The following is a 24,739-nucleotide window of genomic DNA, read 5'->3' as shown; positions in this document are numbered from 1 at the left end:
TGAGTCTTGAATACTTTATGTGATTCTCCTTTGTTTATTTGAATATGAGAAAAAGAATATTATTTATAGTTTTATTTGCTTGGTCAGGCATTCTGCATGCTTTTTCCCAACAGCAGGCCAACTATGAATTGGCAAATGAATTTCAGGCTTTCGGTTTAGGGGGTAATTTTACTGCTAATAGTCTAAATCTCTGGCCGAATGAAATTAATGGAACAGATAAGTTTTGGTTTGAATTTCATACGACTGTCGGGAAGGATTATTATTTTGTAGATCCTGAACGTCGGTTAAAAGAACCATTGTTTGATAAAGGGAAACTGGCATCGGGAATTGCACAGATTACTAGGGGTGTAGTGGACAGGAATAAACTGGAGTTGAGTGATATAAAATTTTCTGAAAACCTGGCTTCTTTTTCTTTTTCTTATAAAGGTAGGAACTATGAATATAATCGCCTGACACACCAGATTGTAGAGAAAAAGAAAGAAAAGAGTCGGTCATTATTTGATCGTTACTCATGGATGAAATATTCGCCAGACAGAAAATATCTTGTGTATGTGAAGAAACACAATCTGTATGTGAAAGGTAATGGGGAGATGGGAATGGATACGACGGAAGTGCAGTTGACCACTGATGGAGTTCGGTATTATTCTTATGCGCATGATGGAGGAACGGACGAAGAAGGAGAAGTCATGTCTGATATCTGTTGGTGCCCCGATTCAAGGCATCTTTATTTAGTACGCGAAGATGAACGTCTGCTTAGAGATTTTTGGGTGATAAATTCGTTGGATGACAGGCCTTCCCTGACTACTTATCGTTATGAATTCCCTGGTGATAAGAATGTAACCCAGAATGAACTGGTTATAGTTGACGTGATTGGACGTACCGTAAAAAAAACTGATATAAGTAAGTGGCCGGATCAATACATAAATCCTTTGTGTGTGACAAAGGATAGTAAATACCTCTTTTTTGAACGTACGAAACGTACATGGGACGAAGTGGATTTGTGTTCTGTCAACCTCTCTACAATGGAGGTGAAAGAAATAATTCATGAAGTTGACAAACCGTATCGTGATCCGCATGCTCGTAGTGTCGCTATTTTGAATGATGGTAAAGATATTCTTTTTCGTTCGGAGCGTACGGGATGGGGGCATTACTATCATTATGATGGTAATGGAAAGTTGAAGAATGTGATGACTTCCGGTGAGTGGGTGGCAGGTCAGATAGCTTCTATTGATACTTTGGGGCGAACAGTATATCTATATGGATATGGCAGGGAAAAAGATATTAACCCATCTTATTACATGCTCTATAAAGTGCATATTGATAGGGAAGGAGTAACTCCATTAAGTACGGAAGACGGTCAGCATCAGGTTAAATTCCTGAAGTCTAATAGATACTATATTGACACTTATTCAAGAGTGGATATGGAACCTAAAATCATGTTGAAAGATAACAAAGGACAAGGGATTCTTGAATTGGCAAAGCCGGATATTGAATTAGCCTACAAAGCCGGATGGAAAAAACCGGAACGTTTTGTTGTGAAGGCTGCTGATAATATAACCGATTTACATGGAGTAATGTGGAAACCGGCAGACTTTGATTCTACTAAGGTATATCCGATTATTTCTGTGGTATATCCGGGGCCTTACTTTGGTCAAGTTCCTACTTCATTTACCTTAGAAGACAGATGTTGTACCCGTTTGGCGCAGTTAGGTTTTATCGTAATTGCTGTGTCTCACAGAGGAGATACTCCTATGCGTGGAAAGGCATACCATCGGTTTGGTTATGGTAATATGCGTGATTATCCATTAGCTGATGACAAATATGCTATTGAGCAGTTAGCTCGGAGGTATTCATTTATTAATGGTAAGAAAGTCGGTATCTACGGTCATTCCGGTGGAGGATTTATGGCTGCTGCAGCCATCTGTACTTATCCGGACTTTTATAAAGCTGCTGTCTCCTGTTCTGGAAATCATGATAACAATATCTATAATCGTGGGTGGGGAGAATGCTATAACGGTGTGAAGGAAGTGGAAAAAGTAGTAAAAGATAGTTTGGGTAATGAGACAAAAGAGTATGGATACAAGTTCAATGTGAAGCCGAATGCGGAGATTGCCAAGAATTTGAAAGGACACTTAATGCTCGTCACCGGTGATATGGACAAGAACGTGAACCCTGCCCATACTTATCGCATGGCGCAGGCATTGATTGAAGCCGGCAAGGATTTTGATATGCTGGTGATTCCGGGTGCCGGCCATGGATATGGTTCTGCTGATAAGTATTTTGAGAAGAAGATGTACCGTTTCTTTGCCAAGCATTTGCTGGGTGACACTCGTGCAGACTATTGGGGAGATATTAACCGTAACAAATAAGACAATAGATAAGATTTTATGAAAAACTCTCTCTTTAGATATGTGTGCCTGGTGGTTTCATTGTTGATATGTAGCTTTGCCGATGCACAACAGAAAGCGAATTATAAGTTAGCGGAAAAGTTCCGTTTGTTAGAACAGAATCCTATAATAAAGTATTCAACAGAAGTCAAGCCAACGTTTATTAACGGTACGGACTGTTTTTATTATTCGTTTACTACACGTGAAGGAAAGAAGTATTATTATGTAAATCCGAAGAAAAAGGAAAAACGTCTTCTGTTTGATACGGCTGAATTATTGAGTAAAATTGCAGTATATACCAAGAAAGCCTATTCTTCGGCAGATCCATATTTGTCTTTCACTTTCATGAAGGATAACGAAACTATTCGCATAAATTTCGACCGTGGATTGTATACTTACAACATCTACTCGAAAGTGTTGAAGCAGCTTAATGAAAAACCATCTTATGGAAATAGTGATCCGTATTGGATGAAGTATTCTCCAGATAGTCTTTATTTTCTTTATGCCAGCAAGGATAATTTGTATTTTGTTGGGAATCAAAAGAAAGGGCAAGATACCATTCCTATACAACTGACAACGGACGGTGAGCCGAATTATACATTTAACCGTGAAGATGAGGGTAAGCTGGAAGGACGCTTCGGAGCCGAATCTACTCATTGGATTCCAGGTAGCCATCGTTTTTATGCTGTTCGTGAGGATAACAGGAAAGTGCGTGATTTATGGTTAATCAATTCGTTGTCTACTCCATATCCGGCACTGAAAACTTATAAAGCCGAACTGGCAGGCGATAAACATGTCACCCAATATGAATTGTTGATTGGAGATGTCGATACCCGTGAAGTGAAGAAAATCGATATTAATCGCTGGCCTGATCAGTATATTGACATATTGTATATTTCAAAAGACGGGAAGCGTTTGTATTTCCAACGTTATAACCGTCCATGGAACCAGTCGGATATTTGCGAGGTAGACGTAGAAACCGGAAAAGTGCGCGTAGTGATTCATGAAGAAAACAAACCATATCTCGATTATCAGATGCGTAATGTTTCTTTCCTAAATGACGGGAAAGAAATCCTTTTCCGTTCCGAACGTAATGGTTGGGGACACTATTACCTGTATGACACAGCAACAGGAAACTTAAAGAACCAACTGACCGATGGAACATGGGTAGCTGGCCCGGTTACCAAGATTGATACTATCGGGCGTAAGATGTATTTCTATGGTTATGGTCGTGAGAAAGGCATTGACCCTTATTATTACATTCTTTATGAAGCTCAACTGGATCGTCCGAATGCTGTTCGTCTGTTGACTCCGGAGAATGCGTCACATGATGTCAGTATCTCTCCGTCTTACCGATATATGGTAGATTCTTATTCTACTGTTTCGCAGGAACCGGTGAATGTGGTTCGTAATCGGAATGGAAAGGTGATTATGACGTTGGAAAAGCCCGATTTGCAGCCTGTCTATGAGATGGGATGGAAAGCACCGGAACGCTTTAAGGTAAAAGCTGCCGATGGAGTGACCGATTTGTATGGCGTGATGTGGAAACCTGCCGACTTTGACTCGACAAAGGTTTATCCTATCATTTCGAATGTTTATCCGGGACCGTTCTTCGAATATGTGCCGACACGTTTCACTATTAATGATGTTTATAATACCCGTTTGGCTCAACTGGGGTTCATTGTAATCACTGTGGGGCACAGAGGTGGCACTCCGATGCGCGGAAAGGCTTATCATACCTATGGATACAACAATATGCGTGATTATCCGTTGGCGGATGATAAATATGCTATTGAGCAACTGGCTGCCCGTTATCCGTTTATTGATGCCACCAAAGTCGGTATTTACGGTCATTCCGGTGGAGGGTTTATGTCGGCGGCTGCCATTTGTACTTATCCTGATTTTTATTCGGCTGCTGTTTCATCGGCAGGTAATCATGATAATCGTATTTATAATAAAGGCTTTGTTGAGATTCATTTCGGTGTAGATGAGAAGGTGAAAACGACTAAAGATAGTTTGGGAGTAGAAAGTACGATGTATGATTATAGTGTCCGTGTACGTCCGAATCAAGAGTTGGTAAAGAATTACAAGCACGGCTTGTTGCTGTTTACCGGTGCGATGGATAAAACTGTGAATCCTGCTAACACATTGCGTCTGGTGGATGCATTGATTAAGGCTGATAAGGATTTCGAAATGTTTGTATTACCGAAATGTACACATGGATTCTTCGGTGAGTCTGAGGATTTCTTCGAGCATAAGATGTGGCGTCACTTTGCCCGTTTGTTATTGCATGACAACTCGGCTGATTCTGATGTCGATTTGAATAAGGATATGATTAAAGATGACAGGAGAAGATAAGATGAACCGGATATTTGTATATATAGGGATTATAGCAGGATTGTTGCTGGGCGGAAGCTTGTCTGTTGAGGCTCAAAAGAAACCGTTGGATATAGAAGCATGTACATCTTGGAAACGTATTGATGCACCGGATATTTCACCGACAGGCAGATGGGTGACTTACCGTATATCGTTGATGGAATATAATCCGGCTAGCAAGGAAGAAAAAAAACTGCATTTATTCGATTCCCGTACGCGGAAGGAAATATTGCTGAATGGCGATATAGAGCGTCTGGAGTTTTATAATAACGACCAGGGAGCTTTTTATCGGTTGGCAGACTCGGCAGGAGTAATGAAAACATTTTTGTTGTCATTGCCTTCGGGAGTAAAGACCGAATGGAAACATAAAGAGGCTTTTCGTCCTGTAGAAGGGACCCCTTACTCAATCTCTGTAACTAATGTGCCGAAAGATACGGTAAATCATGTTCCGGCTTTTAACAGGCTGGTGGTACGTCATCTGAAGACAGAAGTTGTTTTTCATATTGACAGTATCGGCTATCATACATTATATGACGGAGGACGTTCTATTCTTTTCATTCGTAAAAAGTCAGACAGGAACGAGCTATGCTATGGCCCTTTAGCTGGTCCATATAAGACTCTTTATCAGAGTTCTGTAAAGAGTGAACCCTCTTCTTATAGTTTTAATGAAAAAGAGATGATCGGGGAGTTTAGCGTAAATGATTCTTTGTGGTATGCTTTTTCATTAAGGAAGCCAGGTTGTAACTTGCTTTTTGACCGGAAAGAAATTGTTTTGCCTGATGGTATGTCTGTCGGACGTATTGACTTGTCTAAAAGCCATAATTTTTTGATACTTGAACTTCGAGACTCACAGCAGGTTTCTCGTAGAAAGAAAGAACCGGAGAAGAAACCGGACAAGAGTTTTGAATTAGAGTTGTGGACGTGGAATGAAATGGAGGTTCCGACTTTACAAAGGGACGGACGTTATAGGCAGGATAAGTCGGTGACGTATATTTATGATATTTCTTCTAAGCAACTCACTGAAGTTGCTCCATCTACCGTAGATTTACTCTTACCATCGGGAGCAGAGAATTTGAACTATGTGCTTTACACGGATGAATCTCCTTATAAGATGCAGCGTGAGTGGTTGGATCGGTTGCCGTTCGATATATATTCAGTGAATGTGCATACAGGTGCAAAACGGTTGATCGGACGTAGTTATCGTACAGCTCCCAAATGGTCGGTAAATGGCAAGTGGGCAGTAATGTATGATCCGATTGCTCAAGTCTGGAATAAGTTTGATGGTGCTACCGGTAAGGTTGTTAATATATCTGATGCTATCGGTTATCCAATGTTCGTGGAAAGTTATGATAAACCGGCTCCTGCTCCCGCTTATGGAATAGCAGGGTGGACGGCTGACGGGAATAATGTGTTTCTGTACGATGCATATGACTGGTGGAAGATTGATTTGACAGGAGAACGTCAGCCGGAGTGCCTGACTAAAGGATATGGTCGCAAGCATGGCAAATCTATTCGTAAAATGACGAGTAATATAGATAAGGATGTTTTTCAGAAAGACGAAAAAGTCATAGTTAGCCTTTGGGATAAAGACACGATGGATGAGGGTGTCTATCAGCTTGATATGAAAGGCCGTCTGAGAAAATTGATGGAGGGGAATTATGTATATACTATACATCGTTTTTCTGACAATCATGAGTATTGTGTTTGGAATCGTCAGAATGTATCGGAATTTAGGGATTTGTGGTGGAGTAAGTCCGATTTCTCCAATTCCGTTAAAGTGACAAATGCGAATCCTCAACAAGCAGATTATAAATGGGGTACAGTTAAACTGATAAAGTGGACTAATTATGAGAATAAGGAAAATAAGGGGGTGCTTTATCTTCCGGAAGATTATGATCCTCAAAAAGAATATCCGGTGTTGGTGCAGTTTTATGAAACTCATTCCGGTGAGTTGAATATTTATCATGCACCTTTGTTGAGTAGTGCGTTAGGGGATCCTATGTATTTTGCTAGCAATGGTTATATTGTGTTTATGCCGGATGTGCATTTCACGATTGGGACTCCCGGGCAGAGTTGTTATGATGCTGTAGTAAGCGGAACAAAGTATCTGATAGAGCAGGGGATAGCACATCCCGGGAAAATAGGCTTACAGGGACATAGTTGGTCTGGCTATCAAACATCATATTTGGTGACAAAGACAGATCTTTTCACTTGTGCCAATATAGCGGCTCCAATTACGGATATGGTGACCGGATATTTAGGAATACGTAATGGAAGCGGTCTGCCACGATATTTTATGTACGAGGAAACACAAAGTCGTATGGGAAAGACTTTATGGGAGGCAAAAGATAAGTATCTGGCAAGTTCTGCAATCCTGGAAGCAGACAAGATACATACGCCTTTATTGATATTACATAATGACCAGGATGAGGCCGTTGCGTATGAACAAGGCCGTGCACTTTACCTGGCTATGCGTCGCCTGCAACGTCCGGCATGGTTGTTGAATTACAAAGGTGAGGGACACTTTGTCTTGAGAAAAGGTGCGCAGAAAGACTGGACCATCCGAATGATGCAGTTTTTCGACTATTACCTGAAAGGTACAAAAGAGCCACGTTGGATGAAGGAAGGTATTCATCTGCGAGAGCGTGGAGTTGATCAGAAATACGATTTACTAAAAAAATAAATATTGATTTAAGATGAAAAAATTATTGATTACGGCTATGGCTCTGTCTTGTTTCGCTTTAAGCTACGGACAGAAAAAAGTAGAAAAACAGATTATCGGAAAATGGTGCAATCCTTATACATACAAGTCTACGGGTGAGTTGAAAGGATTTGAGTTCAAGAAAGGTGGTAAGTGTTCTGCTATCAATATTCCGTCTTTAGATTTGAAAACGTGGAAAGTGGATAATGGTTATCTGATTGTGGAAGGATTCAGCAAGGAAGATGATGGAAAGGTTGAGGTGTACAAAACTCGTGAGCGTATCGGGTACCTGACATCGGATTCATTGCAGTTGATAGTGAACGAAGGAACTCCTCGTTTGGCTTTCCTGTACCTAAATACAAAATCAATTAAGGAACTGGTTACTCCTGAAGTGAAGTAACTTCAAACTATTAATAAATTGACTAAATCTCTCTCTTAATAATTTAGTGTTAATTAGCATAAGCTAATGGAGTGCCTCGGCGTAGTGATTACGCCGGGGTTTCTTTTTTATGAAAGGCGAATTGAAAAGCAGTGTACGAATTGAAAGCAATGAGTGCTTATCGCAACATCCCCAATGCTTTATTCTCCGCAGCTTCCATAATCTCCCGTTCTCCGGGGCCTTTATCGTTGATGCCGCACAAGTGAAGAATTCCGTGGATAATCACACGATGTAGTTCGTCTTCGTATGAGGCGCCAAACTGCTCTGCATTCGTACGTATCGTATCCAGACTGATGAATAAGTCACCTGATAAACGATCGCCTTCACAATAATCGAAAGTAATAATATCCGTGTAGTAGTCATGTTGCAGATACTGACGGTTTACCTCCAGAATCTTTTCGTCCGAGCAGAAGATATAAGCGATTTCACCGAGTCTTTTCCCGTAAGAAGCAGCTACGGCCTTTATCCATTCCGTAGTCTCACGTTTCTTGATGTCAGGCATTTTTACGCCTTCTGTTTGATAAGTTACAGCCATAATTGAATGTTATGATTTAAAAGAAAAATAAATAACTGATTAAGATAGCGGCTATGATACCCGAGAAGTCTGCTATCAGACCGCAAGTCACCGCATTACGAGTCTTGGTGATCCCCACACTGCCGAAATAAACGGCCAGAATGTAGAATGTGGTGTCCGAAGCTCCGCGAACTACACAACTCATACGTCCTACAAACGAATCAGGTCCCAGTTCTTTCATCGTATCGATCATCAATCCGTTCGCACCGCTACCGCTAAGTGATTTCATCAATGCGGTAGGCAGTGCACCTACAAAGCTCGTGTCGACTCCGCATAAACCTACTATATAGCCGATGCCTCCCACCAGAAAATCCATTGCTCCCGAAGTGCGGAACACTGCAATTCCTACAAGAAAAGCAACCAGATAAGGGATGATGCGCACAGCCGTCGTAAACCCTTCTTTAGCTCCCTCTACAAATGAATCGTATACATTGATCTTTTTCCTGACTCCCGTCAAAATAAACAGGATGATGACACTGAATAGCAGAATATTCGCTATCAATGTAGAATAAGTACCCATATCCTCTCGTGAAACGCTTAGGAACAAGTAAATCAAGCCGGAAAAGAAAAGACAAATAATGCCCATTAAAATGAGAATAGGCTTATTGATTAAGTTTATCTTTTGAGCGATGCTCACTGCTATGACTCCTACTAAAGTGGAAATGAAAGTACTTAGCAGAATAGGGATAAATACATCTGTAGGCTGTGCAGCCCCCATTTGTGCACGATATACCATGATACTGATCGGAATGATGATAAGGCCGGATGTATTAATCACCAAAAACATAATCATCGGATTGGAAGCAGTGTCCTTTTTCGGATTCAGTTCCTGCAGCTCTTTCATTGCTTTCAGTCCCAATGGGGTGGCCGCATTGTCGAGGCCAAGCATATTGGCTGACATATTCATGAAGATGGACCCTAACACCGGATGTCCTTTAGGAATATCCGGAAACAGTCGGCAAAGCACCGGACTAAGAAAGCGGGCCAGTGCGTTAATCAATCCACTGTTTTCTCCGATTTTCATGATACCCAGCCAAAGAGCCAGTACGCCTGTAAGTCCCAGGGATATCTCGAAAGCTGTCTTTGAAGAATCGAATGTAGCGTTCATGATAGCCGTAAATATCTCCGTATCTCCCAGAAAAATCACTTTTACAAGGGCGATGATAAAGGCGACGACAAAGAATCCTATCCAAATGTAATTTAGAACCATAGTTGATAGCGTGTATATAGATAGTGCAAAAGTAGTTATTACGTTTCAAATAAACTAAATCTTCGTCTTTCTTATACTGAAAATGAATGTAAATCTCTATCTTTGTCTCCTACTTTTCAAGAAATAAATGGAACAGGAAGATTTTAACATACGCGAACATCAGCTTACTTCAAAAGAACGGGATTTCGAGAATGCACTCCGTCCGTTAAGCTTTGAAGACTTTAGCGGCCAGGACAAGGTGGTGGAAAACCTTCGCATTTTTGTGAAGGCGGCACGTCTGCGCGGCGAAGCACTTGACCATGTGCTGTTGCATGGCCCTCCCGGATTAGGAAAAACAACTCTTTCAAATATTATCGCCAACGAATTGGGAGTCGGCTTTAAAGTAACTTCCGGTCCGGTGCTAGATAAACCGGGTGACCTGGCTGGTGTATTGACCAGCCTCGAACCGAACGACGTGCTTTTTATTGATGAAATTCATCGTCTGTCACCCGTAGTGGAAGAATATCTTTATTCGGCCATGGAAGATTACCGCATCGATATTATGATTGATAAGGGACCTTCGGCACGCAGCATCCAGATCGATTTGAATCCTTTCACGCTGGTTGGTGCAACCACGCGTAGCGGTCTGCTGACGGCTCCGCTTCGTGCACGTTTCGGTATTAACCTTCATTTGGAGTATTATGATGATGATATTTTGAGCAATATCATCCGTCGTTCTGCGTCCATACTGGATGTGCCTTGCTCGGTACGTGCAGCCTCGGAGATTGCTTCCCGCAGTCGTGGGACGCCCCGTATTGCTAATGCTTTGCTTCGCCGGGTACGTGACTTTGCACAGGTGAAAGGCACCGGCTCTATCGATACAGAGATTGCCCAGTTTGCACTGGAAGCATTGAATATCGACAAGTACGGACTGGATGAGATAGACAACAAGATACTTTGTACCATTATAGACAAGTTTAAAGGCGGCCCTGTCGGTATAACGACCATTGCTACGGCTTTAGGAGAAGATGCGGGAACCATCGAGGAGGTTTACGAACCTTTCCTGATAAAAGAAGGATTCATGAAACGTACTCCCCGCGGACGTGAGGTAACCGAACTTGCCTATAAGCATTTGGGAAGAAGTCTTTATAATAGTCAGAAAACACTGTTTAATGACTGACATAAAGCGTCATGTGACAAGTGGTATTAACGGTATAAAAGAACTTTATAAAGCATAGTTGGATGATGAAGCAATGGATTACTTTATTTGTTTTTCTCTTTTTGAGCCTTTCTTTATCGGCTCAACAGGGATATGGAAGAGACATTTTTGTTTCTTCTAAAGGAGATTCCTTACCTTACCGGATGATTCACCCCGAATCGGTGAAACCGGGTGAGAAGTACCCCCTCGTGCTGTTTTTGCATGGAGCCGGCGAACGGGGAAATGATAATGAGAAACAGTTGACTCATGGCGGACAGATGTTTCTTAATCCGGTCAATCAAGAAAAGTATCCTGCTTTTGTGCTGATTCCGCAGTGTCCGACAGACGGTTACTGGGCTTATACGGAACGTCCGAAGTCTTTTATACCTGCTGAAATGCCGGTAGAACAGGAGATCAGTCCTATATTGCAGACACTCAAACAGTTGCTCGATTCCTATCTGGTGATGCCCGAAGTGGACACGCAACGGGTTTATATTATCGGCCTTTCAATGGGAGCGATGGGAACGTATGATTTAGTAATACGCTACCCGGAGATATTTGCTGCTGCAATTCCTATCTGTGGTATAGTCAATCCAAGCCGGTTGTCGGCTGCCAAAGATGTGAAGTTCCGTATCTTTCATGGAGATGCAGATGATGTAGTTCCAGTGAAAGGTTCTCGCGAAGCATATAAAGCACTGAAAGCTGCCGGTGCAGATGTGGAATATATTGAATTTCCCGGTTGTAATCATGGAAGCTGGAATCCGGCTTTCAATTATCCCGGATTTATGGATTGGTTGTTCAAACAAAAGAAGAAACGTTGAACCAATCTGAATGATAATCACTAATAAAACATGGCTGGACTAAAATCATTAGCTAAAGATACTGCAATTTATGGGTTAAGTAGTATTGTCGGACGATTCCTTAACTACATGCTGGTACCCTTGTATACAGCTGTATTACCGGCTTCCACCGGAGGTTACGGAGTCGTATCGAACGTGTATGCGTTTACAGCCCTGATGCTCGTACTGCTTACGTTCGGTATGGAAACGGGATTCTTCCGTTTCGCCAATAAATCGGGAGAAGACCCGATGAAAGTATATGCCAACTCCCTATTGTCAGTAGGAGGCGTATCTTTGATTTTCGTTCTCCTTTGCCTGTTATTCCTGCAACCTATTTCCAATTTGCTGGATTATGGCGATCATCCGGAATTTATAGCGATGATGGCTGTTGTGGTAGCTTTAGACTCTTTTCAATGCATTCCTTTTGCCTATTTGCGATACAAGAAACGCCCTGTCAAGTTTGCAGCTATCAAACTGCTCTCTATCATTGGCGGCATCGGTTTGAATCTGTTTTTCCTGTTGGTGTGTCCGTGGCTGAATGTACATTGTCCGGCAACCATCTCTTGGTTTTATGATCCGGACTATCTGGTGGGATATATCTTCATCAGCAACCTGATAATTTCGGTTGTCCAGATGTTCTTCTTTATCCCGGAACTGACAGGATTTGCTTATAAGTTGGACCGGGTGTTGCTGAAGCGAATGGTAGTATACTCTTTTCCGGTATTAATCTTAGGTTTGGTAGGGATTCTAAATCAGACTGTTGACAAGATGATCTATCCGTTTCTCTTTGAAGATCGACAGGAAGGGTTGGTACAACTGGGTATCTATGCGGCAACCAGCAAAATAGCGATGGTGATGGCCATGTTTACACAGGCTTTCCGTTACGCTTACGAACCGTTTGTATTTGGTAAAGACCGCGAAGGAGATAACCGAAAAATGTATGCGGCTGCGATGAAATATTTTCTTATCTTCTCATTGTTGGCTTTCCTTGCTGTAATGTTCTACCTCGATTTGCTGCGTTATCTTGTAGCAAAAGGTTACTGGGAAGGTCTTGGAGTAGTAGCTATTGTGATGCTTGCAGAAATCTGTAAAGGGATTTATTTCAATCTGTCCTTTTGGTATAAACTGACAGATAAGACCTATTGGGGAGCTTACTTCTCGGTGATCGGCTGTGTCATTATTGTTGTATTGAACATATTATTTGTGCCGGTTTATGGCTATCTTGCTTCGGCATGGGCTTCTGTTGCAGGCTATGCGGTAATCTTGCTGTTATCCTACTGGATAGGACAGAAAGAATACCCGATTCGTTATGATTTGAAAAGCCTCGGACTTTATGTTCTGCTGGCAGCGGTACTTTACGTTATTGGAGAGCGGGTGCCTATCCCTAATCTGGTGCTCCGTCTCGCTTTCCGTACCGTACTTTTATTGCTATTTATAGCTTATATTATCAAGAAGGATTTACCATTGAGTCAGATTCCTGTTATTAATCGCTTTATAAAGAAGAAATAACTATGAAGACAGATGAACGTAATAAGTTTGCTATCAAGTCCTTTCTGGGAGAATATCTGGACTTGAAAAAAGACAAGGATAACGAACTGGCTACCGTGGATTCTATCCGTAAGGGTGTAGAGTTCAAAGGTGCCAATTTATGGATCCTGATTTTTGCCATCTTTATGGCATCACTCGGATTGAATGTAAACTCTACTGCAGTAATTATCGGTGCCATGTTGATTTCTCCGCTGATGGGACCTATTATGGGAGTAGGACTCTCTGTCGGACTGAACGATTTCGAATTAATGAAACGCTCTTTAAAGAGCTTTCTCATAACGACCGCTTTCAGTGTGACGACGGCCACTATCTTCTTCCTTCTTGCCCCTATTGCCGGTTCACAGTCAGAGCTGCTGGCACGTACATCGCCCACTATTTATGATGTATTCATCGCACTTTTTGGTGGTTTGGCAGGTGTGGTAGCTCTCTCTACCAAGGAAAAAGGAAATGTGATTCCGGGCGTTGCCATTGCTACTGCATTGATGCCACCGCTTTGTACGGCAGGTTACGGACTGGCTTCCGGTAATCTTATTTATTTCCTGGGTGCTTTTTATCTTTACTTCATCAACTCTGTTTTTATCAGTCTGGCTACTTTCCTCGGAGTTCGTGTGATGCATTTCCAACGAAAAGAGTTTGTAGATAAAACCCGTGAGAAGACCGTACGTAAATACATCGTTCTGATTGTGGTGCTTACCATGTGCCCTGCGGTTTATCTGACATTTGGAATTATAAAAAGCACCTTCTATGAGGCGGCAGCCAATCGTTTTATTAGCGATCAGTTAAGCTTTGAAAATACACAGGTACTTGATAAAAAGATCAGCTATGAACATAAAGAAGTGCGGGTTGTTTTGATTGGTCCTGAAGTGCCCGATGCTTCGATTTCTATTGCCCGTAGCAAGATGAAAGAATATAAGTTGGAAGATACGAAGCTAGTTGTATTGCAGGGGATGAATAATGAAGCGGTAGATGTGACTTCTATCCGTGCCATGGTCATGGAAGACTTCTACAAAAACAGCGAGCAGCGACTTCAGCAACAGGCAGTGAAGATTTCCCAACTGGAGACAACGTTGGAACAATACAGAACGTATGACGCAATGAGTCGTACATTAGTGCCCGAACTGAAAGTGCTTTATCCTTCCATCACTACGCTCTCCATCGCTCATTCGCTCGAAGTGCGGGTTGACTCGATGAAGACCGATACGGTAACATTGGCTGTTTTGAAATTCGACAGACATCCGTCTGCTGCCGAGAAACAGAAAATCAGCGAATGGCTGAAAGCCCGTGTAGGAGCGAAGAAGTTGAGGCTGATTACCGAATAATGAATCTAAAAATAGTAATATGAAATTCAGACTAACTGTCTTGATAGTCTTTTCCCTCTGTCTGTCGAATGTATTTGCCGATGAGGGAATGTGGCTGCTGGGAAATCTCCGCAAGAACAAACAGACAGACCGGGTAATGAAAGAACTTGGTTTGCAAATGCCTGTGAATAAAATATATAATCCGAAGAAACCTTCTCTTTCTGATGCTGTTGTCAGCTTTGGAGGTTTCTGTTCGGGAGTGGTGGTTTCCGAAGACGGTCTGGTGTTTACCAATCATCATTGTGGTTTCAGCAGTATCCAGCAACACTCTTCTGTGGAACATGATTATCTGAAAGATGGCTTTTTTGCACGTAGCCTTGACGAAGAGCTGCCGAATCCGGAGTTATATGTCCGTTTTCTGCTTCGTACGGAAGACGTAACCAAACGGGTATTATCTGCCGCCCGCTATGCTAAAACGGAAACAGAACGCCGTGTAGCTGTCGATTCGATCATGAATGTAATCGGTCTGGAAGTTTCCGAAAAAGATTCTACGCTGACCGGTATTGTCGATGCTTATTATGCAGGTAATGAATTCTGGCTTTCCGTTTATCGTGATTATAACGATGTTCGTTTAGTCTTTGCGCCTCCTTCTTCTGTCGGGAAGTTCGGATGGGATACGGACAATTGGATGTGGCCGCGGCATACGGGCGATTTCAGTGTATTTCGTATCTATGCTAATACGAAGAATGGTCCGGCTGATTATTCTCCTGACAACGTCCCTTATCACCCTGAATATGTAGCGCCCATCTCTTTGGATGGATACAAGGAAGGTTCTTTCTGTATGACGCTTGGTTATCCGGGAAGTACGGAACGTTATCTTTCTTCGTATGGTATCGAAGAGATGATGAATGGAATCAACCAGGCAATGATTGATGTGCGGGGAGTAAAACAAACGGTTTGGAAACGGGAGATGGATCGTCGTCCGGATATTCGTATCAAGTATGCTTCAAAATACGATGAAAGTTCCAATTATTGGAAGAATAGCATCGGAACAAACAAGGCCATCAAGCATCTGAAGGTGTTGGAAAAGAAGCGGGCGGCTGAAGTAGCCCTTCGCGACTGGATTCAGTCTCATCCGGAAGAAAGAGAGAAACTGATTCGTTTATTCTCTTCTCTGGAGTTGAGTTATAGTAATCGTCGGGAAACAAATCGTGCGTTGGCTTATTTCGGTGAATCGTTTATCAATGGTCCCGAATTGGTGCAGCTTGCTCTTGAAATTCTCAATTTCGACTTTGAGGCCGAGGAGAAGCTGGTGATTACCCGCATGAAGAAGTTATTGGAGAAGTATGATAATCTTGATCTTTCCATTGATAAGGAGGTTTTTGCTGCCATGCTCAAAGAATATCAGTTGAAAGTGGATAAGAAGTATCTGCCTGCTATGTATGAAAAGATAGATACACTCTATAACGGGAATATTCAGGCTTATGTAGACTCTTTGTATGCAACGTCCAATATAACGTCTCCTAAGGGCCTAAAACGTTTTCTGGAGCGGGATACTACGTATAATCTGATAGAGGATCCGGCTGTTTCTTTGAGTCTGGATCTGATCGTGAAGTATTATGAGATGAATCAGAGTATTTCCGAAGCTTCCGAGCAGATAGAGCAAGGGGAACGTTTGTTTAACGCTGCCATGCGCCGTATGTATGCCGATCGTAATTTCTATCCGGATGCCAATTCCACTATGCGGCTTAGTTTCGGAACGGTTGGGGGGTATACTCCTTTTGATGGGGCCACTTACGATTATTATACCACTGTGAAAGGCATCTTTGAGAAGGTGAAGGAACATGCAGGTGATATTGACTTTGCCGTCCAGCCCGAGTTGTTGAGTTTGCTTTCTTCCGGTGATTTCGGAAGATATGCCAATGCACAGGGAGACATGAATGTTTGCTTTATTTCTAATAATGATATTACAGGCGGTAATTCCGGCAGTGCCATGTTCAATGCCAAAGGAGAATTGCTTGGGCTGGCTTTCGATGGCAACTGGGAAGCAATGAGCAGTGACATCGTATTTGAACCTGACTTGCAGCGTTGCATCGGAGTAGATGTGCGGTATATGCTCTTTATTATGGAGAAATATGGTAAGGCGGGCAATCTTGTTCAGGAGTTGAAGATAGCTCGATGAAGTAAATGTTTCGATAAAAGATATATATTTACTAAATAGAAAGGCAACTAATCTGTGGTAGTTAGTTGCCTTTCTATTTTATTTAAATGAATTCCTTTTTACTTTTTGGGTTTTCTACGTGCCCATCCTTCCTCGCTGAAGTCAGGCTCTTTGTCTTTGAAAAATTCTTGCCAGTCATCTTTCTTTTTTGGACCACGGGCATCAGAATAACCTCGTTCTGCACGACTAGGTTTATCTTTTTTAGCTGATTTAGCACCTTTTGCAGAAGCATCTCTCGATTTTCTATCCTTATTCTCATAGCGTGGTGCACGTTCGTCACTTTTGCCGCCGAATCGTTTACCTCCCTTGCGCTCATTAGAACTGCTTTCGCGTCCTTTTCCGCTTTCTTCACCGGCTATTTCAATAACGACCTTACGTCCGTTCCATTTAGCTTTGTTCAGCGCTTTAATTACATTGGTCGCTTCCTTTTCGGGTACTTCAAAGAAAGAATAGTTCTGCATCAGGTCAATGCGTCCCAATTCAATGCGCCCTCTTGTATTGCTGTTCAACAGTCCGATAAGATCACTTGGAAAGAAACTGTCCGTTTTACCCAGATTGATAAATAAGCGGTTGAAGCCTGGAGCAGCTTTTCGGCTTCTTTTCTCGAAACCTCCTTCTTTACGATCACCACGTCCGGCGCGTTCTGCACGCATATCGGTTGGTTGCTCTATTTCAGGACGGTTGCGGTAATATTCTGCAAAACGGTTGAATTCGTGAGAAACCATTCGTTTAATCAAGTCCTCTTTGCTTAGCCATTCCAGTTTGCGATAGATTTCCGGCATAAAGTCGGCAATCTCTTCTTCGTTCACTTTCACTTTTTCGAGATCATCAATTACCTTAATCAGCTGTTTCTGACAGATACCTGCCGCTGTCGGCATTTCTCCGACAATAAATTTTTTGCTGATAATCCGTTCGATTTCTCTCATCTTTCCCTTTTCGCGGAGGTTGATGATGGCAATGGAAGTTCCGGTTTTTCCGGCACGCCCTGTACGTCCGCTACGATGTGTATAGCTTTCTGTGTCGTCAGGCAATCCGTAATTGATGACATGTGTCAGATCGTCTACGTCAAGTCCACGGGCAGCCACGTCAGTTGCAACGAGCAGTTGCAGATTACGGATGCGGAATTTCTGCATAACGGCATCCCGTTGTGCTTGGGAAAGTTCGCCATGTAAAGAATCGGCATTGTAACCTTCCTGCATCAATTTGTCTGCAATTTCTTGAGTCTCTTTACGGGTACGGCAGAAAATGATACCGTATATTTGTGGGTAGTAATCGACGATACGTTTTAAAGCTTCATATTTATCTTTAGCCTGTACGGTATAAACAACGTGTTTAACGTTGTTGGTACTTTCATTCTTACGGCCAATAGTTATTTCTTTCGCGTTACGTAAGTAGTTCTTGGAGATACGTGCGATTTCCGGGCTCATTGTTGCAGAAAACAGTAGAGTGTTACGTTCCTGCGGCACATCAGCCAGGATGGCATTGATACTCTCTGTGAATCCCATATTAAGCATTTCGTCCGCTTCATCCATTACAACGTTGTGGATGGTAGATAAAGATACGGTTTTGCGCTCCATCAAGTCGAGCAGACGTCCCGGTGTGGCAACGATGATATGTACACCTCGTTTCAGGCTGCGTATTTGGCTATCAATGGAAGAACCACCATATACAGGCAGTACTTTCAGTCCGTCAATGTATTTGGAATAGTCGTTCAGATCTCCTGCTATCTGGAGACAAAGCTCGCGGGTAGGGCAGAGGATAAGCGATTGTGGAATTCTGTTTTTTACGTCAATCTGTTGGAGCAAGGGCAAACCGAATGCGGCTGTTTTACCTGTTCCTGTCTGTGCAAGAGCTACTACATCATTATTTTCTCCTAAAAGGTACGGAATCACTTCCTCTTGTACCGGCATGGGATTCTCGTATCCCATTTCTTCAATTGCTCTACGTATCTCCGGAGAAACGCCAAGCTCTTCAAATGTCTTCATTAAATCTCTGTATATCTTTTATTTCGGCTGCAAAGATAGTTAATTTAGTTGATAATAAATGGTTGATAACGGATAATTATTGTAGACGTCATCGTATTTATCATTTATCAACAATCAATTATCTGTTAATAAAATGCTGCGCAACTGTTTTAAATCTTCCGTAGAAAGTCCGATTCCTTTTTTCAGATAGGTTTGTACACTCCCATATTCAGCTTCAATCTGTTCCTTTGCGGCATTCAGGAAATCTTCTTTAGCCGAATAGATGGTAGTGATTGCTTCTTGAGAGTTGATCGGCAATTTGTAGGCGTATTTAGAGGCTTTGGGGATATTGAAATAATCGTTACTCAAACGATAATCTTCCATTATCACATCTTCATTGACGCCTAGAGCGGCGAGTAGGAGTGCGGAAACAATTCCTGTACGTCCTTTTCCGGATGTACAATGAATAACAACCGGATAATTGCTACGGTCGAGAAGAATGGTGAACAGCTCTTTGAATTCCTTTTGGTAGTTTGTAACCAGTTCCCGGTTCATTCGTTCTACGAGGCGGTAGATGGTATCAGTTTTTATTTTTTCTTCCCGAATACCTTGCAGAATTTTTTCCATGTTCCCTGTGAGGATGGGGATATGTACGATTTTAAACTTGTTATCATGTAGTTGCGGATAGTTGTGGCGTTCGCTTTCAGAACGTAAGTCTATGATTGTTCGTATTCCCATATTCTTAAGCTCTTGGCAGGAACAAGGAGGGATACTGTCTATTTGTGCGGAACGGTATATCATTCCCCAACGAAGAGATTTTCCGGTGTCGGCAGATTCGTATCCTCCTAAGTCGCGGAAGTTCTGTATACCGGGAATATTGATGTTGCGGGTAGCTACTTTGATGCGGTATTTGTTGTTAAACACCATCAAGTAGTAATAACGTTGGGACGGATCATTGGTTACGATTGTCATTTTACCACTGGAGATGCTAGCCATTGCAATGGGAGAATCTTCCGGAATAATTTCCGGAGAAGTAGAGGTGTATACTTTTACCTGTCCTTTTAATATCGGTGTTGTTTCCCATTTGATAATACAGTTTCCTATATTATTTTCCTCACACACCACAGATATAGCAGGTGATGTGCCGGAGCACGACGGGAGCACTAATAAAACAGTAAGCCAGCTTAACAGGTTTTTATACATAGTTTCTTTGTCTTGAATCGTATACTGCAAAGATAAGAATTACCCGAAGATGTGATAATTCCTTTGCGATAATTAGCCAAAGTTAATAGTAATTTACGTGTTAAAAAAGGGCGCATCTTCCGGTGGAAGAGCGCCCTGAATGAGAAGTTGCTTGAATCAGCTTTATTGGATACTGTTTAATAAATCCGTTTTTCCTTCATTGATTAACTTTAGAATAAGTTCGCCAAATAAGGTATTTTGCCATGCAAACCAAGCACGGGTGAAGTTATTGGGGTCATCTTTGTGGAAAGATTCATGCATAAAGCCTGTCCCTGCATCCGTATTGAGCAGCATCTTTACACAATCTTTGATCTCCTGATCGTCCTGACTGGTAAATGCTTTCATCATGATGCTCATCGGCCATACCATATCATAACCGATGTGAGGCCCGCCAATACCTTCTCCTGCCTTTCCTTTGAAGAAATAGGGGTTATCCTTGCTCCATACAAAACGGCGTGTATTTTGATAGATAGGATCGTTGATTTCTACATCACCAAGATAAGGCATTGCCAGCAGACTTGGTACATTAGCATCATCCATTAAGAAATGATTTCCGAAGCCATCTACCTCAAAGGCATAAATTGTACCATATTTAGGGTGATTATAAGTCGCATATTTTTTTAGTGCAGCTTCTACTTCTTTTGCCAGATCTGTGCATTGTTTTGCCAGTTCTGCATTTTGATTTACAGCATTTAGAATTTCGGCAGCTTTCTTTAGCGAAGAAACAGCGAAGAAGTTAGACGGCACGAGAAATTGCAGGGTTGTAGCATCGTCAGATGGGCGGAAAGCTGAAACAATAAGTCCGACAGGATTTACCGGAGCACCTAGGCCATTATTGTTTAATGTATCGAGTGCACGTTCTGTTTTGCGTTGAAATTTATAAGGTCCCACTCCTTCTTTGCGTTGTTGCTCCTTAAAAGTAGTCAGGATATTGGTGATGGCTTGTATCCATTCACTATCAAAAATACTGGCATCACCGGTTTCCTTCCAATATTGGTAGGCCAGACGTAGTGGATAACATAGAGAATCTATTTCCCATTTTCTTTCATGTAATTCAGGTTTCATGTCGGTCAGGTCGGACATCCATTCCCCTCCGACAGCTCCGTCATTAAAAGCATTAGCGTATGGATCAATATTGATACATTTAAATTGTCTGCGGATCACTCCTTCAAGCATTTTCTTTAATTCCGGGTCTTTATTGGCCAGTTGTACATAAGGCCAAACCTGTGCTCCCGAGTCACGTAGCCACATGGCATGAATATCGCCTGTATAAACAAAAGTATCAGGCTTGCCGTCTGTTGTGCGATAATGAACCGTTGTTTCAAGGGTATTGGGAAAACAATTCTCGAACATCCACGCCAATTTTTGGTTAGTAAGCAACTTTTTTACTCTGATAATTTCTGCTTCCACAGCTTTTGATGTAAAAAGACGCTTGTTTACAGGTGGACGGTTACTTTTATAAGCGGCCACTTCAGCTGCCTGATTGACTACATTGGTATGATCTCTAGCAAGAATAAGTTCAGTAGCATTCGCATGACTTCCCATTAATAGGGTGGTTGTAATAATGCATATTCCGATGTTTCTTTTCTTCATCTTTACAGTGTTTTTGAGAGGATTATTAAAAGTGGTTATTATAAGTTGATTCCGGCTAATCTGCCGTACATTTCTACAAAAGCTGCTTGTGTCAAAAGCCATTTTTTCTCATTTTTATCTGTTCCGCTCCAATCTGTTTGGAAGAGTCCCCGTTTATCCCTGGCATATTGCCATGCATAATCAAGGCTTTTTTGGAAGTCGGCTAGATAGGTCTTATTGTGATCTGTGTGATAAAGCTCTATAAATCCTCTTAGCATGACTGCTGTGAACCAGATATTTCCTTTTTTCAGTAATTGAAATGTTTGTCCGTTCGGCGAGGTGAAATGAGTGAAAAAGTGCTTGTGACATGCTTCGGCTATATTTTGAGCATCTTCCAGATAGTTTTTCTGTTTTGTTATTTGGTAGAGTAGGGCGGCTGCTTGCATCATTTGGCCGCTATTATAGGCAAATTTGGCACGCCCGATTTTCTTATTGAGTGCAATGTTGTCAAAGTATAAATGATCTGTTGGATCTTCTAAATTCTTTTTAGTCCATTCGTATAACTCTTTCCCTTGTTTCAAATAGGTGCTGTCTTGAGTTGCCTGAAATAGCTTGAGAGCAAAAACGGCTCCCGGTGCATTTGAACAAGTGTTTTTGGACTCTTTTTTCTGCTCACACCAGTAGATTCCTCCTCCAAGCACTTCGTCTTTACCGCTAAGAATAAACTCCCATATCAGTTCGGCTTTTTCTAGATAGGCTTGTTTTTTAGTCATACGATAAGAATCGGTGAAATCAATGCCTAACCAAACGTTGTCATCATAAAAACGATCAGAGAGAGGTTGATTACTGATATAGGATGAGTAAGCGAATGGTTCTCTTCGTGTGTCGAAATACTCTTCCAATCCAGGGAGTACTTTATTTTCCAGAAGTTTCTTATATTTTTTGTTTCCAGTGCTCTCCAACAGTGCGTTTACTGCAGAGAATGTACCCGAGTACGGCCAAAGATAAGAATATTCATTATGTCTTTTTGCTTGTTCTTCTGACGCTAGATAAGTTGCTTTGTTGTTCTGGTCAGAAGGATAATTTTCGCGCAGCAAACAAGTATTGGGTGCTGCATAGTTTTTGTAAAGGGCATCCAAGCTTTGCTGGGCTCTTTCTGCGTTAGGATTTGTGTTCGCAATGGCGAAAGCACAAATAACATTGAGCAATAGGCTATTCATAGTTTCCTTTCATTAATTGATATTTATAAAATAGTCCAATTTTGTTTTTCAATTTATTGGGGAATTAATCATTGGAGAGCAAGTCCCAGGTATCACTGCTACTGTGACTCTACAAAAATACCTTATTCCGACTACTTATAAAATGGGTAGTAAGCGAATTGTAAATGCTTGTAGGATGTATCTGTTTGATAATTAGGTATATACGTGTTGATGGATATCACATAAATGTAAATGCTATTGTGTGGCTGATAGACTATTATTCTTGAATTTATTGCCCGATTCGAGCCACTTTTTCTTCAAATTCATTCCGATCTCCATTTGCTTTGATTCGCATTTTTGAACGGTAATTATAGATAGTCGACAATGAATATTGCAGGAAGTGGGCTATTTTTACGCTATCTGTAATTCCCAGGCGGATTAGTGCGAAGATACGTAATTCAGGCGTTAAAAGTTTACCCGGACCTGGAATAATTACATTTTCCGGTAAGAGCAATGCATTAAAATCCTCAACGAAATTAGGAAAAAGATTTAGAATTGCTTTATCAAAGTTATTATAAAATTCAGCCAGATCTTCTTCTGTGTTGAGTGAAGAGTGAAGGAATGACGTCACTTTTTTAATATCTTCGCTTTTGGCTATTTTAAGCGCCCTCTTTTTTAAATTGGCTATTTTGTTAATATAACTGGTATATTGTTCCATATATAGTCCTACATATTCTTCTTTGATTTTATTATTATCTGCTAATATTGAGTTCATTTGTTGTATCTCGTAAAGATGATAGGATAAACTTTCATTGGCTTGCTCCACTTTTCTTTTTTGTTTTTTTAGTTGTATGAACAAAGCACACAATAAGATACAGACAAAACACAATGCTACAAGCAATATGGTTATGGTGATAAATTTATTTTTTTCCTTTTCCTGAAATGCCTTATCTATAAAAAGGTACATGTCTGAAGCTTCAATAGTATTGATTCTCGCATTACATAAGATAGCATCCTCCATTGCATTTTTCATATATTTATATGCCCGGTCTATGTCTCCGCTTTCAAAGATCAATTTGGCGAGTATTTTTAGAGAGAGATTCTCTCTGGCTCCATTTAATACGTCGGAGATAGCGGATATCGCGAAATATTTAATCATATTTTCAGAGTCATTTTTGCCTTGATAGGCAGAAGCTAAAGAATATGCAATTATTCCGGCATCTCGTGAATAAGGTGCATAACTTTTGTAAACGCTGTCTAATATGTGAATAGCATTATCGTATTTTTTATGGAAGAGAAGAGTCGGTGCTGACATGAATGCTCGTACGTTTGAGGGGACTTCCTTGCATTGAAGAAGTGAATCGCGATAAATTTGTGCAATCAGATCGTTCTCTTGTGCATCATTCTCATTTGAGGCAAAAGTTTTCTGATGATTATAAATTGTGACTTGTCCGAGAAAATATTCAGCTTTCAGCCGCGGAGATAATTGCTCTTGTTGTGTTGAGTTGACAATCGCTAAGGCTTCTTTAAAAAAGCCCATAGAAGATAGTATTCTTGAATAATCTAATTTCGCCTCAATTAGTAGTTCTTTGTCATTACTTTTTTGAGCAAGGTTATTCATGTGGATGGCATAAACTAAAGCAGAATCTTTCTGAAAAGATGAATATTCAAAACAAAGGGACTGGGCAATTCCTATTTTTTCTTGAATATTGTCGGATTGCCTTAATACTATTTTTAAACTGTCTATTTGCCTTTGTTTTTGTTTAGTATAGACAGATTTGTGTTGTAGAGATTTATCTAATGTTTTTAATAATGATTCGATCTCATTATTTGCTTTTGTAGGCAAACTGGTAAGAATAAGGATTATTATTAATAGAGGCAGAATAAATCTTTTCATGTGTATTAAGTAAGATTGCGTATTAATTGTGGTGTTTGCAAAGATAAGAAAATCCATATTAAGTTAAGGCTTACTGATTAACTTAATATGGATTA

16 protein-coding genes are annotated in these 24,739 nt (G+C 41.2%); 9 read left to right on the top strand and 7 right to left on the bottom strand.

Annotated elements, in window-relative coordinates:
• Window positions 1-44: 44 nt before the first annotated feature.
• From DW862_RS07905 to DW862_RS07890, 4 genes are read left to right on the top strand one after another with little or no spacing between them, the layout of a single operon-like run.
• Window positions 45-2,369: a DPP IV N-terminal domain-containing protein gene (locus tag DW862_RS07905; RefSeq protein WP_008023807.1), complete on the top strand. Its 2,325-nt coding sequence runs from the start codon at window positions 45-47 to the stop codon at window positions 2,367-2,369.
• An 18-nt stretch (window positions 2,370-2,387) separates the two neighbouring features.
• Window positions 2,388-4,745 carry a DPP IV N-terminal domain-containing protein gene (locus DW862_RS07900; protein ID WP_008023812.1) on the top strand — a complete coding sequence of 786 codons (2,358 nt, stop codon included), beginning with the start codon at window positions 2,388-2,390 and terminating at the stop codon, window positions 4,743-4,745.
• Window positions 4,729-7,446, top strand: a complete 2,718-nt coding sequence (locus DW862_RS07895) for a prolyl oligopeptidase family serine peptidase (protein ID WP_117683653.1) — start codon at window positions 4,729-4,731, stop codon at window positions 7,444-7,446. The genes DW862_RS07900 and DW862_RS07895 overlap by 17 nt, the downstream gene beginning before the upstream one ends.
• Before the next feature lie 13 nt (window positions 7,447-7,459).
• Window positions 7,460-7,864, top strand: coding sequence for a lipocalin family protein (locus DW862_RS07890; RefSeq protein ID WP_004298034.1), 405 nt, complete (start codon window positions 7,460-7,462; stop codon window positions 7,862-7,864).
• A 157-nt stretch (window positions 7,865-8,021) separates the two neighbouring features.
• On the opposite strand, the gene ybeY is transcribed toward DW862_RS07890, so the two are convergent.
• Window positions 8,022-8,438: an rRNA maturation RNase YbeY gene (ybeY, locus tag DW862_RS07885; RefSeq protein ID WP_008023817.1), complete on the bottom strand. Its 417-nt coding sequence runs from the start codon at window positions 8,436-8,438 to the stop codon at window positions 8,022-8,024.
• A gap of 16 nt (window positions 8,439-8,454) precedes the next feature.
• Entirely contained in the window at window positions 8,455-9,687 is a 1,233-nt protein-coding gene (locus DW862_RS07880; protein ID WP_008023819.1) for a nucleoside recognition domain-containing protein, read from the bottom strand.
• A 127-nt stretch (window positions 9,688-9,814) separates the two neighbouring features.
• Between DW862_RS07880 and ruvB the strand changes: the two genes are divergently transcribed.
• The 5 genes from ruvB (at window position 9,815) to DW862_RS07855 (ending at window position 16,731) form a co-directional block, all read left to right on the top strand.
• A complete protein-coding gene (gene ruvB / locus DW862_RS07875) occupies window positions 9,815-10,846 on the top strand; it encodes a Holliday junction branch migration DNA helicase RuvB (RefSeq protein ID WP_004313748.1) in 1,032 nt (343 codons plus the stop codon).
• Window positions 10,847-10,908: 62 nt separating this feature from the next.
• Window positions 10,909-11,685, top strand: coding sequence for a dienelactone hydrolase family protein (locus tag DW862_RS07870; RefSeq protein ID WP_207895138.1), 777 nt, complete (start codon window positions 10,909-10,911; stop codon window positions 11,683-11,685).
• Window positions 11,686-11,715: 30 nt separating this feature from the next.
• The gene (locus tag DW862_RS07865) at window positions 11,716-13,212 is read left to right on the top strand and encodes an oligosaccharide flippase family protein (RefSeq protein ID WP_120067676.1); all 1,497 of its coding nucleotides are present in this window, start codon (window positions 11,716-11,718) and stop codon (window positions 13,210-13,212) included.
• Window positions 13,213-13,214: 2 nt separating this feature from the next.
• Window positions 13,215-14,570: a TIGR00341 family protein gene (locus tag DW862_RS07860; RefSeq protein WP_004313751.1), complete on the top strand. Its 1,356-nt coding sequence runs from the start codon at window positions 13,215-13,217 to the stop codon at window positions 14,568-14,570.
• Between the two features lie 19 nt (window positions 14,571-14,589).
• The gene (locus DW862_RS07855) at window positions 14,590-16,731 is read left to right on the top strand and encodes a S46 family peptidase (RefSeq protein ID WP_120067673.1); all 2,142 of its coding nucleotides are present in this window, start codon (window positions 14,590-14,592) and stop codon (window positions 16,729-16,731) included.
• A gap of 98 nt (window positions 16,732-16,829) precedes the next feature.
• Here the strand turns inward: DW862_RS07855 and DW862_RS07850 are convergent, their stop codons facing one another.
• From DW862_RS07850 to DW862_RS07830, 5 genes are all read right to left on the bottom strand, one after another.
• Window positions 16,830-18,755, bottom strand: coding sequence for a DEAD/DEAH box helicase (locus DW862_RS07850; RefSeq protein WP_118407498.1), 1,926 nt, complete (start codon window positions 18,753-18,755; stop codon window positions 16,830-16,832).
• A gap of 114 nt (window positions 18,756-18,869) precedes the next feature.
• The gene (locus DW862_RS07845; RefSeq protein ID WP_120067722.1) at window positions 18,870-19,937 is read right to left on the bottom strand and encodes a tyrosine-protein phosphatase; all 1,068 of its coding nucleotides are present in this window, start codon (window positions 19,935-19,937) and stop codon (window positions 18,870-18,872) included.
• A gap of 162 nt (window positions 19,938-20,099) precedes the next feature.
• Entirely contained in the window at window positions 20,100-21,569 is a 1,470-nt protein-coding gene (locus DW862_RS07840; RefSeq protein ID WP_120067670.1) for a glycoside hydrolase family 125 protein, read from the bottom strand.
• Between the two features lie 38 nt (window positions 21,570-21,607).
• Window positions 21,608-22,768: a glycoside hydrolase family 76 protein gene (locus tag DW862_RS07835; protein WP_120067668.1), complete on the bottom strand. Its 1,161-nt coding sequence runs from the start codon at window positions 22,766-22,768 to the stop codon at window positions 21,608-21,610.
• A 268-nt stretch (window positions 22,769-23,036) separates the two neighbouring features.
• On the bottom strand, window positions 23,037-24,644 hold the full coding sequence (locus DW862_RS07830; protein ID WP_055235641.1) for a DUF6377 domain-containing protein: 1,608 nt from the start codon (window positions 24,642-24,644) through the stop codon (window positions 23,037-23,039).
• Window positions 24,645-24,739: the final 95 nt, after the last annotated feature.

This window comes from Bacteroides sp. AM37-9 (genome assembly GCF_003603455.1).
Classification (GTDB): domain Bacteria; phylum Bacteroidota; class Bacteroidia; order Bacteroidales; family Bacteroidaceae; genus Bacteroides; species Bacteroides xylanisolvens.
The sequence above is the reverse complement of the archived record's forward strand: the minus strand, read 5'-3'. Positions and strand labels throughout refer to the sequence as shown.

Coding starts and splice junctions, on each gene's coding strand:
- DW862_RS07830 (WP_055235641.1), bottom strand. CDS start 24,644: ATGAAAAGATTTATTCTGCCTCTATTAATAATAATCCTTATTCTTACC.
- ruvB (WP_004313748.1), top strand. CDS start 9,815: ATGGAACAGGAAGATTTTAACATACGCGAACATCAGCTTACTTCAAAA.
- DW862_RS07905 (WP_008023807.1), top strand. CDS start 45: ATGAGAAAAAGAATATTATTTATAGTTTTATTTGCTTGGTCAGGCATT.
- DW862_RS07845 (WP_120067722.1), bottom strand. CDS start 19,937: ATGTATAAAAACCTGTTAAGCTGGCTTACTGTTTTATTAGTGCTCCCG.
- DW862_RS07890 (WP_004298034.1), top strand. CDS start 7,460: ATGAAAAAATTATTGATTACGGCTATGGCTCTGTCTTGTTTCGCTTTA.
- DW862_RS07870 (WP_207895138.1), top strand. CDS start 10,909: ATGATGAAGCAATGGATTACTTTATTTGTTTTTCTCTTTTTGAGCCTT.
- DW862_RS07895 (WP_117683653.1), top strand. CDS start 4,729: ATGACAGGAGAAGATAAGATGAACCGGATATTTGTATATATAGGGATT.
- DW862_RS07840 (WP_120067670.1), bottom strand. CDS start 21,569: ATGAAGAAAAGAAACATCGGAATATGCATTATTACAACCACCCTATTA.
- DW862_RS07880 (WP_008023819.1), bottom strand. CDS start 9,687: ATGGTTCTAAATTACATTTGGATAGGATTCTTTGTCGTCGCCTTTATC.
- DW862_RS07865 (WP_120067676.1), top strand. CDS start 11,716: ATGGCTGGACTAAAATCATTAGCTAAAGATACTGCAATTTATGGGTTA.
- DW862_RS07900 (WP_008023812.1), top strand. CDS start 2,388: ATGAAAAACTCTCTCTTTAGATATGTGTGCCTGGTGGTTTCATTGTTG.
- DW862_RS07855 (WP_120067673.1), top strand. CDS start 14,590: ATGAAATTCAGACTAACTGTCTTGATAGTCTTTTCCCTCTGTCTGTCG.
- DW862_RS07850 (WP_118407498.1), bottom strand. CDS start 18,755: ATGAAGACATTTGAAGAGCTTGGCGTTTCTCCGGAGATACGTAGAGCA.
- ybeY (WP_008023817.1), bottom strand. CDS start 8,438: ATGGCTGTAACTTATCAAACAGAAGGCGTAAAAATGCCTGACATCAAG.
- DW862_RS07860 (WP_004313751.1), top strand. CDS start 13,215: ATGAAGACAGATGAACGTAATAAGTTTGCTATCAAGTCCTTTCTGGGA.
- DW862_RS07835 (WP_120067668.1), bottom strand. CDS start 22,768: ATGAATAGCCTATTGCTCAATGTTATTTGTGCTTTCGCCATTGCGAAC.